General features: G+C 63.2%; 13 protein-coding genes. 8 read left to right on the top strand and 5 right to left on the bottom strand.

Going from position 1 to position 12,856, the window contains the following annotated elements:
• The first annotated feature begins 22 nt into the window (after nt 1-22).
• Genes ACO06O_RS02025 through ACO06O_RS02010 form a run of 4 tightly spaced genes read left to right on the top strand, consistent with a single transcriptional unit; the run spans nt 23 to nt 3,601 of the window.
• Nucleotides 23-1,264 carry an NAD(P)/FAD-dependent oxidoreductase gene (locus ACO06O_RS02025; protein ID WP_421875753.1) on the top strand — a complete coding sequence of 414 codons (1,242 nt, stop codon included), beginning with the start codon at nt 23-25 and terminating at the stop codon, nt 1,262-1,264.
• Complete coding sequence (locus tag ACO06O_RS02020) at nt 1,251-2,174, top strand: dihydrodipicolinate synthase family protein (protein ID WP_421875751.1); 924 nt, start codon at nt 1,251-1,253, stop codon at nt 2,172-2,174. The genes ACO06O_RS02025 and ACO06O_RS02020 overlap by 14 nt, the downstream gene beginning before the upstream one ends.
• On the top strand, nt 2,168-3,082 hold the full coding sequence (locus ACO06O_RS02015) for a phytanoyl-CoA dioxygenase family protein (protein WP_421875749.1): 915 nt from the start codon (nt 2,168-2,170) through the stop codon (nt 3,080-3,082). Before ACO06O_RS02020 ends, ACO06O_RS02015 begins: the two co-directional genes overlap by 7 nt.
• A gap of 42 nt (nt 3,083-3,124) precedes the next feature.
• On the top strand, nt 3,125-3,601 hold the full coding sequence (locus ACO06O_RS02010) for an ester cyclase (RefSeq protein WP_421875747.1): 477 nt from the start codon (nt 3,125-3,127) through the stop codon (nt 3,599-3,601).
• 31 nt (nt 3,602-3,632) lie between these two features.
• Here ACO06O_RS02010 and ACO06O_RS02005 read toward each other — a convergent pair whose 3' ends face one another.
• From ACO06O_RS02005 to ACO06O_RS01985, 5 genes are all read right to left on the bottom strand, one after another.
• Nucleotides 3,633-5,069 (bottom strand): NAD-dependent succinate-semialdehyde dehydrogenase, encoded by a 1,437-nt coding sequence (locus ACO06O_RS02005; RefSeq protein WP_421875745.1) that lies wholly within the window; start codon nt 5,067-5,069, stop codon nt 3,633-3,635.
• Nucleotides 5,070-5,133: 64 nt separating this feature from the next.
• The gene (locus ACO06O_RS02000; RefSeq protein WP_421875742.1) at nt 5,134-5,982 is read right to left on the bottom strand and encodes an amidohydrolase family protein; all 849 of its coding nucleotides are present in this window, start codon (nt 5,980-5,982) and stop codon (nt 5,134-5,136) included.
• Between the two features lie 9 nt (nt 5,983-5,991).
• Nucleotides 5,992-7,143, bottom strand: coding sequence for a mandelate racemase/muconate lactonizing enzyme family protein (locus ACO06O_RS01995; RefSeq protein WP_421875740.1), 1,152 nt, complete (start codon nt 7,141-7,143; stop codon nt 5,992-5,994).
• A 12-nt stretch (nt 7,144-7,155) separates the two neighbouring features.
• Nucleotides 7,156-8,067 carry a 5-dehydro-4-deoxyglucarate dehydratase gene (gene kdgD / locus ACO06O_RS01990; RefSeq protein ID WP_420418083.1) on the bottom strand — a complete coding sequence of 304 codons (912 nt, stop codon included), beginning with the start codon at nt 8,065-8,067 and terminating at the stop codon, nt 7,156-7,158.
• Between the two features lie 82 nt (nt 8,068-8,149).
• Complete coding sequence (locus ACO06O_RS01985) at nt 8,150-8,875, bottom strand: FadR/GntR family transcriptional regulator (protein WP_421875738.1); 726 nt, start codon at nt 8,873-8,875, stop codon at nt 8,150-8,152.
• Nucleotides 8,876-9,033: 158 nt separating this feature from the next.
• Between ACO06O_RS01985 and ACO06O_RS01980 the strand changes: the two genes are divergently transcribed.
• The 4 genes from ACO06O_RS01980 to ACO06O_RS01965 all read left to right on the top strand — a co-directional run bounded on the left by ACO06O_RS01980 (nt 9,034) and on the right by ACO06O_RS01965 (nt 12,795).
• Nucleotides 9,034-10,029: a TRAP transporter substrate-binding protein gene (locus ACO06O_RS01980; protein WP_421875736.1), complete on the top strand. Its 996-nt coding sequence runs from the start codon at nt 9,034-9,036 to the stop codon at nt 10,027-10,029.
• Nucleotides 10,030-10,139: 110 nt separating this feature from the next.
• Entirely contained in the window at nt 10,140-10,676 is a 537-nt protein-coding gene (locus tag ACO06O_RS01975; RefSeq protein WP_421875734.1) for a TRAP transporter small permease, read from the top strand.
• Nucleotides 10,677-10,681: 5 nt separating this feature from the next.
• The gene (locus ACO06O_RS01970) at nt 10,682-11,962 is read left to right on the top strand and encodes a TRAP transporter large permease (protein ID WP_421875732.1); all 1,281 of its coding nucleotides are present in this window, start codon (nt 10,682-10,684) and stop codon (nt 11,960-11,962) included.
• A 38-nt stretch (nt 11,963-12,000) separates the two neighbouring features.
• Nucleotides 12,001-12,795 (top strand): NAD-dependent epimerase/dehydratase family protein, encoded by a 795-nt coding sequence (locus tag ACO06O_RS01965; RefSeq protein WP_421875730.1) that lies wholly within the window; start codon nt 12,001-12,003, stop codon nt 12,793-12,795.
• Nucleotides 12,796-12,856: the final 61 nt, after the last annotated feature.

Genomic DNA, 12,856 nt, shown 5'->3' with positions numbered 1-12,856 from the left:
GCAAGACCGGGCGGGGTAGGACATGGAAACCATCGTCATTCTGGGTGCCGGCCACGCCGGTTGCCAGGCGGCGTTTGCGCTGCGCGAGAACGGGTTCAGGGGCCGGGTGACCCTGGTGAATGGCGAGGAGGCCGCGCCGTATCAAAGGCCGCCGCTATCCAAAGGCTATATGAAATCGGGACGCCGCGACGAAATCCTGCTTCGCGCGGAGACGGCCTTTGCGGACCACGATATTCATCTGGTTTCCGGCGTCGCGGAGGAAATCGACCGCGACCGGCAGCAGGTGCGGCTGGGTACCGGGGATGCCTTGCCTTACGATCATCTGATCCTGGCGATGGGGACGGTTAACCGACGCGTCTCGGCGCCGGCCGGGGACACCGGGGTCCACTATCTGAAGAGCCTGAGGGACGCCGATATCCTGCGAGTGCGCCTGCCGCAGACCCGCCGGGTCGCCGTCATCGGCGCCGGGTTCATCGGATTGGAATTCGCGGCACTGGCCGCCGCGCAGGGCAAAACCGTGGAGGTCGTGGATATCGGCATGCGGGTCATGGCCCGCGCGACCTCGGAAGAGGTGTCCGATTTCTTCCGCCATCGCCATCAGGACGCGGGGGTGCGCTTTCACCTTGGGCAGGGGCTCGCCGAAATCTTCCGGCACCTCGGAAACCGGGCGACCCTATTGACGACAGCGGGCGGCGAGATTGAGGCAGACCTCGTCGTGGCCGGGATCGGTGTGATGCCGAATACCGAACTGGCTGCGCGCGCCGGCCTGGCCGTGGACAACGGCATCGTCGTCGATACGTATCTTTCGACGACAGATCCGGCCATTTCGGCCATCGGTGACTGTGCCCAATTTCCCTCACCCCATGCGGCGGCGCCGATCCGTTTGGAAAGCGTTCAGAACGCAAATGACCATGCCCGCTGCGTGGCGCGGCGGCTAACCGGAGACCGGAGACCCTATGCGGCGGTGCCTTGGTTCTGGAGCGACCAGGGGAGCGACAAGCTGCAGATCGCCGGCCTGCCCGGCGAGGCCGATCGGCAGGTTCTTAGGGGCGACCCGGAGCGGAACCGGTTTTCCGTCTTCCGTTTCCGGAATGGTCAATTGGCCTCGGTCGAATCCGTCAATCAGCCCGCGGAGCATATGGTTGCGCGGCGCCTGATCGGGTCCCGATCGGAGACCCTGGCGGACCATGCAAGCGACGCGGCCGTGGCGGCGAAGGAGCTTCTGCTACACCTGCAACCGGGGAACGCTCATGCCTCGGTTTGACGGAATTTTTCCCTATATCGTCTCTCCGGTATCGCCCGACGGCACTGTTCGTCGGCAGGTGCTGGCGACACTATGCGGCGATCTGATCGCCAAGGGTGTCCATGGCCTCGCGGCCCTTGGGTCGACGGGCGAATTCGCCTATCTGGACCGGGGACAGAAGGAAGCCGTCGTGCAGACGGTCGTCGCGGCCGCCGAGAAGCGTGTGCCGGTTCTGGCAGGTGTCTCCTCGACCTCGACCAGGGATGCCGTCGACCAGGCGAGGGGATACGAAAACCTGGGGGTCGACGGGATCATCGCCGTCATCGATTCCTATTTTCCCCTCGCGCCGCATCAGGTGGAAGGATACTTCCGCGCGATTGCCGATGCGGTCGCCGTGCCGATCGTTCTCTATACGAATCCCAATTTTCAGCGAACCGACCTGTCCATCGACATGATTGTGCGTCTGTCGCAGCACGAACGTATCCAATACCTCAAGGATGCGTCCTTCAATACCGGACGATTGTTGTCCATCCAGGACAGATGCGGGGATGATTTGGGCATTTTCGCCGCCTCGTCCCATCTGCCCGTCGCGGTAATGATGATCGGCGGGCAAGGCTGGATGGCCGGCCCCGCCTGCCTTGTTCCCGAACAATGCGTCCGGCTTTACGATTTCTGCCGCAAGGGCGAATGGGAACGCGCGGCGGCCTTGCAAAGGCGGCTTTGGGTGTTGAACGATTTCTTCAATCGCAACGGATTGGCGGCCTGTGTGAAGGCCGGGCTGACGATCCAGGGCTATAATGTCGGCGATCCTGTCGCGCCGCAGTCCCCTCTGGCCCCGTCGCAATGGCAGGATCTCGAACGTCTGTTGGCCCAATTGGCGGCACCTTGTGATCAAGACAGTGGCGCAGTCCTGGAGGAGTCTCGATGCTGATACCCGAAACACCCGCACGGCCCCTTTCGGAGGCGGAGATTGATGCCTTCTGGCGCGATGGGGTTATCGTCGTGCGGGGTCTCTATTCGTCGAAATGGATCGATACCGTCCAGGCCGCGCTGGATGAGATATGCGGTTTCGGCGACGACCGGTCGGCCGAGGCGAAGAAACCGTTCTTCCGGTCCGACCCCTATACCTGGCACATGAACGATAATGTGCGGGATTTCGCCCTGTTCGGACCGACGGCCGGGCTCGTTCAGCAGGCATTCAGGTCGGCGCGCGTCAATCTGTTCTGCGACCAGATCTTCGTGAAGCAGGCGTATAACGCCGACCGGACGCCCTGGCATCACGACATGACATTCTTTCCGCTGAGCGGTACTCAGATCGCATCGGTCTGGACCTCGGTCGATCCGGTAAAGGCGGAGGAATCCGCCCTGGAATTCATAGTCGGTTCCCACAAATGGCCGCAGCGTTTCCGGCCTCTGGGGGTCGGTGGGATCGTGAAGTCCGTGGCGGAATTCGATCCGGCGCCGGACTTTGACGGTGCCCGGGACAGCTATCGGATCGCCAGTTGGGACATGCAGCCGGGCGACGCTGTCCTGTTTCACGCCCTGACCCTGCATGGTTCGCGCGGCAAACCCGCCGGGGGGCTGAACAGGCGGGCCATCGCGACGCGCTGGTGCGGGGACGATGCCCGTTACGCGCCCACCGAAACGGAGCTTCAGGTCGCCTGGCGGCACGGGCTGCAGCCGGGTGACCCGATCGGCGGTCCCATGTTCCCGCAGGTGCTGCCCCATCTGGACGAGGACGGGATCGCGGGTCGAATGAAAGGCCCGGTTCTGCCGGACCCGGCAATTGTGGCCCAGAACCAGAAACTGGCGGCGAGGTTTGAGGTCGTTCCCTTGTAAGGGACCGCTTCATGGAACCCGGTCTGCCGGAAAGGACGCAGAATGCCCCCATTTGACGAACCCGCCATGACGTTCGGGGACAGGGCGCTAAGCCCGCAGAAGGAAGTCGTTCGAAAGTTCTATAAGGACATGTGGGACCATGCGGATCTGTCGCTGATCCCGGAAATCTTTCATCCGGACTTCACGTTCAGGGGCTCGCTGGGCCCGACCCTCGTTGGCCATGAACAATTTGCCGGCTATGTCCGCTGGGTGACACAGGCACTGGGAAACTACACGTCCGATATTCTGGAGATGATGGAGGAGGGGAACCGGGTTTCAGGGAAACTCCGCTTTCACGGGACACATCGGGACACAATGTTCGGACACGCCGCCACCGGACGGCATGTCTGGTGGTACGGCGCGCCGATTTTTCACTTCGATGGCCCCAGGGTTCGCGACCTTTGGGTGCTGGGCGACGTCCACGGCCTGATCCGGCAACTGACCGGTGAACAGACCGACGGATCCGAATATCAGCAATGACCGGTCGGTCGCCGAAGCCCTTTCCGCGGCGTCAGATATAGGTTTCGGAAACGAATTTGGTGCGCAGGAACGCTTCCAGACCTTCGATCCCGCCTTCCGATCCGTAACCGGATTCATCGACGCCGCCGAACGGCGTTTCCGGTGTCGACACACCCGGATTGTTGATGCCGACCATGCCTGCATTCAGCTCCGCAGACAGGCGGGCGGCGCGTTTCGGATCGGCCGTGAACGCATAGGATGCCAGGCCGACCGTTACGCTGTTGGCGATGCCGATCGCCTCGTCCAGATCGGCGAACCGGACGATCGGTGCAACCGGGCCGAAGGGCTCCTCACGCATGATTTCGGCGTCGTGGGGCACGTCGGCAAGGACCGTCGGCGCGAAGAAATAGCCGCGATTGCCGATGCGTTCGCCACCGCTCAGCAGCTTCGCGCCCCGCCGGGTCGCGTCCTCGACAAAGGATTCCATCACCGCCTGCCGGCGCGCGGCGATCAGCGGTCCCATCTGGACGCCGTCCTCCAGGCCGTTTCCAACCTGTATCGCATTTGCGCGCTGGACAAACCCGTCGACGAACCGGTCGTGCAGACCGTCCTGAACGATAAAGCGGGTCGGCGAGATGCAGACCTGACCGGCATTGCGGTATTTGAACGGCACCATCGTGTCCAGCGCACGGTCCAGATCCGCGTCGTCGCAAACGATGACCGGGGCATGCCCGCCCAGTTCCATCGTCGTGCGCTTCAACGTGTCGGCCGCCAGCTTCTGCAAATGCTTGCCGACGGGGACGCTGCCGGTGAAGGACAGTTTGCGCGGGATGGGGGATTGCAGGATACGTTCCGACACCGCCGACGGGATACCGAAGACCAGGTTCAAGACACCGTCGGGAAGTCCGGCATCCTGGAAGCATTGCGCGATGGCGATGGCAGTGCCGGGCGTCTCCTCGCTGGGCTTGATCACGATGGAACAGCCCGCCCCCAGGGCGCCGGCAACCTTGCGGATGAAGTTGGTCCCGGGGAAGTTCCAGGCGACGAAGGCGCAGACCGGGCCGACCGGCTCCTTGTGGACGATCTGACGGACACCCGGCGCGCGCGGCGGGATCAGGCGGCCATAGGCACGCTTGCCCTCCTCGCCGTACCAGCGCGTCACGCCGATGACGAAATCGACCTCGGCCCGGGATTCGGCCAGGGCCTTGCCCATTTCCATTGTCAGGATACGCGCGATGGTCTCCTTGCGCTCTGCCATCAGGATTGCGGCCTTTTCCATGACGGCCTGTCGTTGAATGGCGGGCGTGGCGCGCCAGACCCGGAAACCGTCGAGGGATGCGGCCAGCGCTTCGTCGATATCGGCATCGGAGGCGAAGGGCAGGTCGCCGATAACCTCTTCATCGGCCGGGTTGAAAACGGGCTCCCGGTGGCCGGCGGTTCCGTCCGTCCAGCGGCCGTTGATCAGAAGTTTCAGGTCGACGGGAAGCATGGCGGGTCCTTTCAGAAAGCGTGCATGGGATGCGCGGGGGGCAGGGGTGGTCTAAGAAGAAGACTTAGAATCCGTACAGTTCGGCGGGCGTGTCGACAAGGATTCGGTGCAGGAGGGCAGGGTCGTTTCCGGTCCAATCCCCCAACACGTCGAGAAGTTGCGCATCGTCCGGATACCGGTCGGCGCTGACGCCGATATGCGGCCAGTTGCTGCCCCAGATCATGCGTTCCGGGGCATGCGCGATCAGGTCCGTGGCAAGGCGCCCGACATCGTCGAATTTTGGCGCACCGGCCTTCGACGTCTCATAGCAACCGGCCAGTTTCAGATAGCAGCGATCCGAATCCAGCAGCCGCTTCAGCTCCAGGAAGGACGGGGCATCCGTCGGGACCGGCTCCAGGAACTTGCCGATGTGATCGACGATGAAGCGCCCCTGAAGGCCGCGCAGCAGCGGCAGGTAGTCCAGGATATTGCGGCCGTCGAACTGGACGATCAGATGCCAGCCGAGGGGCCGGACCAGGCTCTCGACCTCCCGCATCCGGTCCAGACCGATCCCCCCGCCGGGCAGGTTCATGATCCGGGCACCGCGCACGCCGGCATCGTGCAGCGACAGCAATTCGTCTTCGGCCGTGTCCGGGGTTACCACCGCGACACCGCGGGCGATGTCGCCAAGCTGCCGCAGGCAATGCAACAGGCAGCTATTGTCGGCCTGATAGGCATTGGGCTGAACGGCGATGACGCGCTCGATCCCCAGGCGCCGCCGAACGACGGCGTAATCTTCGATGCTCGCCATCTCCGGCAGGGGCGGGCCGCCGGGCTGCCCGTCATATCCGGGCAGAAAGAAATGCATATGCGTATCCGTCGTCAATGGCGGGGCGGTCAGCGTCGGCCGATCGCCATCCAGGGGGCGGGGCATCGGGATCTCCTATGATCGGGAAATAGCCGGGGCGTCGGCAAAACGAGCCAGCCCGTCGATATCGACCTCTATGCCGAGACCGGGACCACCGGGGATCGATACCCGGCCGTTCTCCGGTACGATCGGCGCCTTGAGGACCGCCTTCTGGAAGGGATTGTCCGTGCGGTCGAATTCCAGCATCGGTTCCCTTGCGGCATGCCGTGTCGGCGCGGGCGGCAGGGTCGCGAGAAACTGAAGCGCCGCCGCAACGGCGATGCCGCTGCCCCAGACATGGGGAACGACCCGGATGTGAAAGGCGCTGGCCAGGTCGGCGATCTTTCGGGCCTCCGTCAGGCCGCCCGTGCCGCAGACATCGGGCTGAACGATGTCGACACAGCGGTCGACCAGGGCATCCCGGAAGGCCCAGCGGGTGTGCCAGGTTTCGCCCGCCGCCACCGGAATCGGCTGCGCCCGGCGGATTTCGCGATAGCCCGCCAGGTCTTCCGGCACGACCGGTTCCTCGAACCAGCCGATGTCGAAGGCCGCCGCGCCTCTGGCGAGTTCGATCGCCTCGATGGCGTCATATCCGTGATTGGCATCGATCATCAATGCGGTCTCGGACCCGATGGCGGCACGTACGGCCTCGATCGCCGAAAGGTCCTCGGCGACGCCATAGCCGATCTTGATCTTCACCGCGCCGAAGCCTTCGTCGACGTAGTTGGCCGCTTCCTCCGCCGTTCGCGCGGCCCTGTCGCCCGCGAGCTTGCGAAATCCGCCGGTCGCATAGGCCGGCACGTCCTGCCGGAAGCTGGCGCCCATCAGGGCATGAACCGGCAAGCCCGCCCGTTTCCCGGCCAGATCCCACAGCGCAATGTCGATACCGCTGAGGGCGGTGATCGTAATGCCGCGTGGTCCCTGATCCCGGAATTCCACGAACAGATGCTGCCAGATCGCTTCGATCCGGGAAGCGTCCCAGCCGATGATCCGCTGCGCCATCGCATCGACGGTTGCGGCATTGGGACCGGCGGGGCCCAGGCATTCGCCCCAGCCGGTCAATCCGTCATCGGTCGAGATTTCGACCAGGCAGGCCCGCCGTTCCGTGAAGGTCGAAAACGACGATTGAAAGGGCTCCGCCAGGGTATGGGCCAGGATGTGGATTCGGATTTCGCGGATCTTGGCCATGTCGAAAATGTCCTAAGCTGCCTTGGCATGTCTTTCGAGCAGCGGCCGCAACATGTCCAGTTCCGCTGCGGTCAGGTCGGTCAGCGGCGGCCGCATCGGGCCGGGATCCCGGCCGATCAGTTTCAGGCCCGCCTTGACGATGGACACGGGATAGCCCGGCTTCAGGTCGCGAACCACCGAATAGGGGAAGAAGAAATCCTCCAGATAGGACTGGATCGCGGCCTTATCCTGCCGGCGGATCGCCTGATAGAAAGACAGCGCCATTTCCGGAATGAAATTGAACACGGCCGACGAATAGGTCGACACCCCGGCGGCATCGTAAGCTTCGGCATAGAGTTCGTGGGTCGGCATGCCGCCAATATAGACCAGCCGGTCCCCCAGCGTCGCGCAGATCTGACGGACCAGCCCGATATCGCCGGTCCCGTCCTTGAAACCGATCAGGTTCGGGCAGGCATCGGCCAGGGCCTGTAGGGTGTCAGTGCGTACGACGCAATTGTCGCGATTGTAGATGATCACCCCGATCTTGACCGCATCGCAGACCGCCTTGATATGGGCGAACAACCCTTCCTGCGGCGCACCGACCAGATAATGGGGCAGAAGGAGCATGGCGTCGGCCCCTTCCTTTTCGACGGCTTGGGCCAGTTCGACTGCAATGCCGTGACCGTAGCCGCAGCCGGCGATGATCGGCATGTCGCCGGCGGCCTGTTTCGCCGCCCGCACGACCCGGACCACCTCGCCCGGCGTCAGCGAAAAGAACTCACCGGTCCCGCCGGCCGCGAACAAGGCGGCGGCGTCATAGCTCGACAGCCATTCGATATGCTGGCGGTAACGGTCTTCGTCGAAGTCGTAATTGTCGTGAAATGTCGTGACGGGGAAAGAGAGCAGCCCGCTGCCCACTCGTGACTTCAACGCTTCAAATTCCATTGGCCGGACTCCTGACGCACCAGATTGGGTTCTGGCGGCCACGATAAGACATCATATGAGTTTGTCAATATTGTATGATGTCTTAATCGGATTTGGAGCGGATCAGTCTCTCGTAGCGTTCCTGGCTGCCCTTCAGGTGAAGCCGCATGGCTTCGCGGGCGTCCAGGGCCGACCGGTTCGCGATGGCGTCGGCGATGGCCTGGTGCTCTGCGTGGATCTTCTGCATATAGCCCGGTGCCGTGGCGGCCATGCCGGCCTCCTGAAGGCGCGACCGGGGGATCGTCCGGCGCCCGAGGAAGGTCAGGAACTCTCCGAAATTGGCATTGTTGGTGGCGTCCGCGATGGCCGCGTGAAAGTCGAAATCGGCCTGTTCCGCACTGTCCCCTGCGGCCACGGCGCTGGCCATGTTCTGCAGGGCTTCCAGAATCTTCGCCATCTGGGCGGGAGAGCGCCGCTCCGCCGCCAGGCCCGCAGCCTCGATCTCAACGGCGGCGCGGAGTTCCAGGGCTTCGATGATGGAAGACAGGCGTTCGGTATCGACGTTGAATATGCCGGACAGGTTGGCCGTCGGCTTCGGTTTGGTGACGAAAACGCCGACCCCGTGGCGGGGCAGGACCAGCCCGTCGGCGCGTAGTCCGGCGATGGCCTCGCGGATCACGGTGCGGCTGACGCCGAATTCCTCGATCAGCGCCACTTCCGTCGGCAGTTTGGTGCCTTCGGGAAGGCTGCCGGATTCGATGCGGGATCTCAGTTCCGTGATGACTTGCTGGGTGAGGCTGCGCCGTGGGCGCCGCTCGGCTTGCTGCATCTGTACGTCCTGTTCAATCAAAACCTGGGCCGGATCGGCCGTCCTGTGGGGTCGTATCATAGCAAGCGGGTTGTTGACCCGCCAGAAGTTATGTCATATGATGTCTTATCACAACAAGAACACCATACTTAACTCACCCCACTGGGAGGAATCACGAAATGGTATCCAAAGGACGGATGGTTGCGCGGGTCGCTGCGGTCGTTGCGGCGTCGATCGTGACAGTTGCGGTGTCTGCCGCGCAGGCTGAGGAATGGCGGGGCTGGAACATCCACGATCCCGATTATCCGGTCTCTGCCGGTATGGAAGCCTTCGGCGACAAGGTGCGCGCGGCGACCGGCGGCGAGATCGACCCGAAGACTTTCCACAATGCGGTGCTGGGCAGCCAGCCCGACGCGATCGAACAGGTCCGCGTCGGTGCGATCGACTTCGCCGTGTTCAACATGGGGCCGCTGGGTCAGGTCGTGCCGGCCGCCAGCGTCGTGTCCCTGCCGTTCATCTTCAAGGGCATGGATCACATGCACCGGGTCATGGACGGCCCGATCGGCGAGGAGATCGGCGCGCATCTGGCGGAAAAGGGGCTGCAGCCGCTGGCCTGGTACGATTCCGGCGCGCGGTCCTTCTATAACACCGCGAAGCCGATTGCGTCCCCGGACGATGTGAAGGGCATGAAGATCCGCGTCATGAACAACGATCTGTTCGTGAAGATGATCGAGGCGATGGGCGGCAATGCCACGCCGATGGCCTTCTCCGAGGTCTATCAATCGCTGAAGACCGGTGTCATCGACGGGGCGGAAAACAATTGGCCGTCCTATGAATCGACGAACCATTACGAGGTCGCCGGGTACTATTCGACGTCGGAACACCTGATCATTCCGGAATGCCTGTGCGTCAACAAGAAGACCTGGGACTCGCTGTCCGCCGATACGCAGGCGGCGGTAAAGCAGGCGGCCCGCGAAAGCGCGGATCTGCAGCGCGAAGCCTGGGCGAAACGCGCCGAGCAAAGCCGCGAGCAGGTGCTCAAGGCCGGGGTCAAGTTCAACGAGATCACGGACAAGTCCGCGTTCCAGAACGCCATGGCCTCGGTCTACGAAACCTTCCTGACCGATCACCCCGATCTGCGGCCGCTGGTCGAGAAGATCAAGGCAACCGACTGATCGGGTCTGGTTTGCGGTTGTGTTGAACGGTGTATCCGGCCGGTGGACGTTATGACTGCCGGCCGGATTCATCCACGCCAATTGCTGCAATCGGTGGCAATGTGATCTTCATGAAACACAATGGATCGTTAGGGCGCCGGATCGTCCGGGCGCTGGACTTCCTGGCCGCGGCGAACACGGCCATCGCCGGGATATGCCTCGTGGTGCTGATCTCCGTCCTCGGCTGGCTGGTGTTCGGCCGCTATGTCCTGAACGCCACACCGACCTGGGCGGAACAGGTGGGCCTGCTGATGGTGCTCTACATCACCTTTCTGGCAGCCGCGGTCGGCGTTCACCGGGACAGCCATCTCAGCGTTGAAATGTTCCGCATCAGCGTCCCCGCGAAACTGCGCAAGGCGCTTCATGTGCTGAGCGACCTCCTCATGGTGGGGTTCGGCGGCCTGATGGCCTTCTACTCCTGGGAGCTCGTTCTGTTCGGCTGGTCGACCAAGGTTGCGTTGCTCGGCATTCCCGAAAGCTTCCGCAGCCTGTCGATGGTAATCGGCGGGGCGCTGATCTGCCTGTTCGCCCTTTCCCGGCTGGCCCGTCACTTCGTCACGCCCTCCCGCGACTATGCCGGGCTGGATGACCCGATCAACAAGGAATAGCGCAATTGGGGCTCGCTCTGCTTCTCGGCGTCTTCGCGCTGTGTGTCGTCATCGGTGTTCCGGTCGCCTTTGCACTGGGGATCGCCGCGGTCGCCACCTTCGCCTTTGAAGGCTTCCCGCTTCTGCTGCCGTTTCAGCGGATCATGTCCGGCATATCGGTCTTCTCGCTGCTGGCCATTCCGTTCTTCATCTTCGCCGGGGAGCTGATGCTGCATGGCGGGATCGCGGTCCGGCTGGTCCGTCTCGCCGCCGCCGCCGTGGGCAGTCTTCGCGGCGGGCTGGGACAGGTGAACGTCTTTTCCAGCATGCTGTTCGGCGGCATATCCGGATCGGCCGTCGCCGATGTCTCGGCGCTGGGCTCGATCCTGATCCCGGTCATGAAGGACAAGGGGTATGACGCCGATTATGCGGTCAATGTGACGGTGACGTCCTCCATTGCCGGCATCGTCATCCCGCCTAGTCACAACATGATCCTCTATGCCGTTGCAGCGGGCGGCGGGATTTCGGTGTCCAAACTGTTCATCGCCGGGATCGTGCCGGGGATCATCATGTCCCTCTGCCTGGCGATCGCGACCTATCTCGTCGCCGTCAAACGGGGCTACGCCCGGGAACCATTCCCGGGCTGGCGGTCCCTGGCGATTTCCTTCGTCGCCGCGGCGCCGGGCCTGTTCACGGCGGTGATCATCGTCGGCGGGGTCCTGTCGGGGATCTTCACGGTTACCGAATCCGGCGCCATCGGCGCAATCTATGCCCTGATCGTCACGGCCCTGGCCTATCGGTCGCTGGATTGGACGGCGTTCAAGATCGCCGTCGTCAATTCGGTGCGCACTACATCCATGGTGATGATCCTGGTCGCCTGCGCCACGGCCTTCGCCTATCTGCTGGCGCTCTATCGCGTGCCGGAGGAACTGACCGGCCTGCTGACCGCGATTTCCGAGAACAAGATCGTCATCCTGCTGATCCTGAACCTGATGCTGCTGGCGCTGGGCATGATCATGGACATGGCGGCACTGATCCTGATCTGCACGCCGATCTTCCTGCCGATCGCCACCAATCTGGGGATGGATCCGATTCAGTTCGGCATGGTGCTGATGATGAATCTGGGGCTTGGCCTGTGTACGCCGCCGGTCGGGGCCTGTCTGTTCGTCGGCTGTGTCATCGGCAAGGTCCGGTTTGAGCAGACGGTGAAGACGATCTGGCCCTTCTATCTGGCAATTCTGTTCGCGCTGGCGCTGACGACCTTCGTGCCGGCGATTTCGATGACGCTGCCGAACCTGTTCGGGTGACGCGGCGCTAGGCAAATCCGGAAACCCTGGAGTGTGACATGAAGAGACTGCTGCTGACCGGCGCCGCCGGCGGAATGGGAACACGATTGCGGCGCGCCCTGGCGGGCAAGTATCCGACCCTGCGGGTGTCCGATATTGCCGATCTTGGGCCGGCCGGGGAGGGCGAGGAGGTCGTCCAATGCGACCTTCGGGATTATGCCGCGGTCGAAGAGCTGGTCCGGGATTGCGACGGCATCGTCCATCTGGGGGGGATCTCGCTGGAGGACACGTTCGACCGCATTCTGGAAGCCAATTTCCGCGGCACCTACAATGTCTACGAGGCCGCCCGGAAGACCGGAAAGCCGCGCATCCTGTTCGGCAGTTCAAATCACGCCACCGGCTTCTACCCGCGCGAGACGTCGATCGACCCGTCGATGCCGATCCGGCCCGACAGCATCTACGGCGTGTCGAAATGCTTCGGCGAGGCCCTGTCCCGCTATTATTTTGATCAGTTCGGCGTGGAATCCGTCTGCGTCCGCATCGGCTTCTGCTTCCCGGAACCGGTCGATCGCCGCTCTATGGCGCTGTGGCTGAGCCTGAATGACATGGTTCGTTTGATCGATCGGGTTTTCGCCGCCCCGCGCGTTGCGCATACCATCGTTTACGGCGTGTCCGACAATCTCGAAAAATGGCAAGATAACAGCCACGCCCGGTTCCTGGGCTGGCAGCCGCAGGATTCGTCGGAACAGTTCCGCGAGAAGATCGAGGCCGCCTGCGGGCCGGATGCAAACGACGATGCAGCCGTGCGCCTGCAAGGCGGCAAATGGACTGTCGCCGGCCATTTCGAGGACTAGTCTCGTTCAGCCGACCTTACTTGCCTATCCGCCTGTCCCGGACGCGGCCCGGATGCTCAAA

Source organism: Pacificispira sp. (assembly GCF_965228185.1).
GTDB lineage: Bacteria > Pseudomonadota > Alphaproteobacteria > UBA8366 > Aestuariispiraceae > Pacificispira.
The sequence above is the reverse complement of the archived record's forward strand: the minus strand, read 5'-3'. Positions and strand labels throughout refer to the sequence as shown.

Bases quoted from the DNA above. Each gene is read 5' to 3' on its own strand.
- ACO06O_RS02025 (WP_421875753.1), top strand. From the start codon at position 23: ATGGAAACCATCGTCATTCTGGGTGCCGGCCACGCCGGTTGCCAGGCG.
- ACO06O_RS02020 (WP_421875751.1), top strand. From the start codon at position 1,251: ATGCCTCGGTTTGACGGAATTTTTCCCTATATCGTCTCTCCGGTATCG.
- ACO06O_RS02015 (WP_421875749.1), top strand. From the start codon at position 2,168: ATGCTGATACCCGAAACACCCGCACGGCCCCTTTCGGAGGCGGAGATT.
- ACO06O_RS02010 (WP_421875747.1), top strand. From the start codon at position 3,125: ATGCCCCCATTTGACGAACCCGCCATGACGTTCGGGGACAGGGCGCTA.
- ACO06O_RS02005 (WP_421875745.1), bottom strand. From the start codon at position 5,069: ATGCTTCCCGTCGACCTGAAACTTCTGATCAACGGCCGCTGGACGGAC.
- ACO06O_RS02000 (WP_421875742.1), bottom strand. From the start codon at position 5,982: ATGCCCCGCCCCCTGGATGGCGATCGGCCGACGCTGACCGCCCCGCCA.
- ACO06O_RS01995 (WP_421875740.1), bottom strand. From the start codon at position 7,143: ATGGCCAAGATCCGCGAAATCCGAATCCACATCCTGGCCCATACCCTG.
- kdgD (WP_420418083.1), bottom strand. From the start codon at position 8,067: ATGGAATTTGAAGCGTTGAAGTCACGAGTGGGCAGCGGGCTGCTCTCT.
- ACO06O_RS01985 (WP_421875738.1), bottom strand. From the start codon at position 8,875: ATGCAGCAAGCCGAGCGGCGCCCACGGCGCAGCCTCACCCAGCAAGTC.
- ACO06O_RS01980 (WP_421875736.1), top strand. From the start codon at position 9,034: ATGGTATCCAAAGGACGGATGGTTGCGCGGGTCGCTGCGGTCGTTGCG.
- ACO06O_RS01975 (WP_421875734.1), top strand. From the start codon at position 10,140: ATGAAACACAATGGATCGTTAGGGCGCCGGATCGTCCGGGCGCTGGAC.
- ACO06O_RS01965 (WP_421875730.1), top strand. From the start codon at position 12,001: ATGAAGAGACTGCTGCTGACCGGCGCCGCCGGCGGAATGGGAACACGA.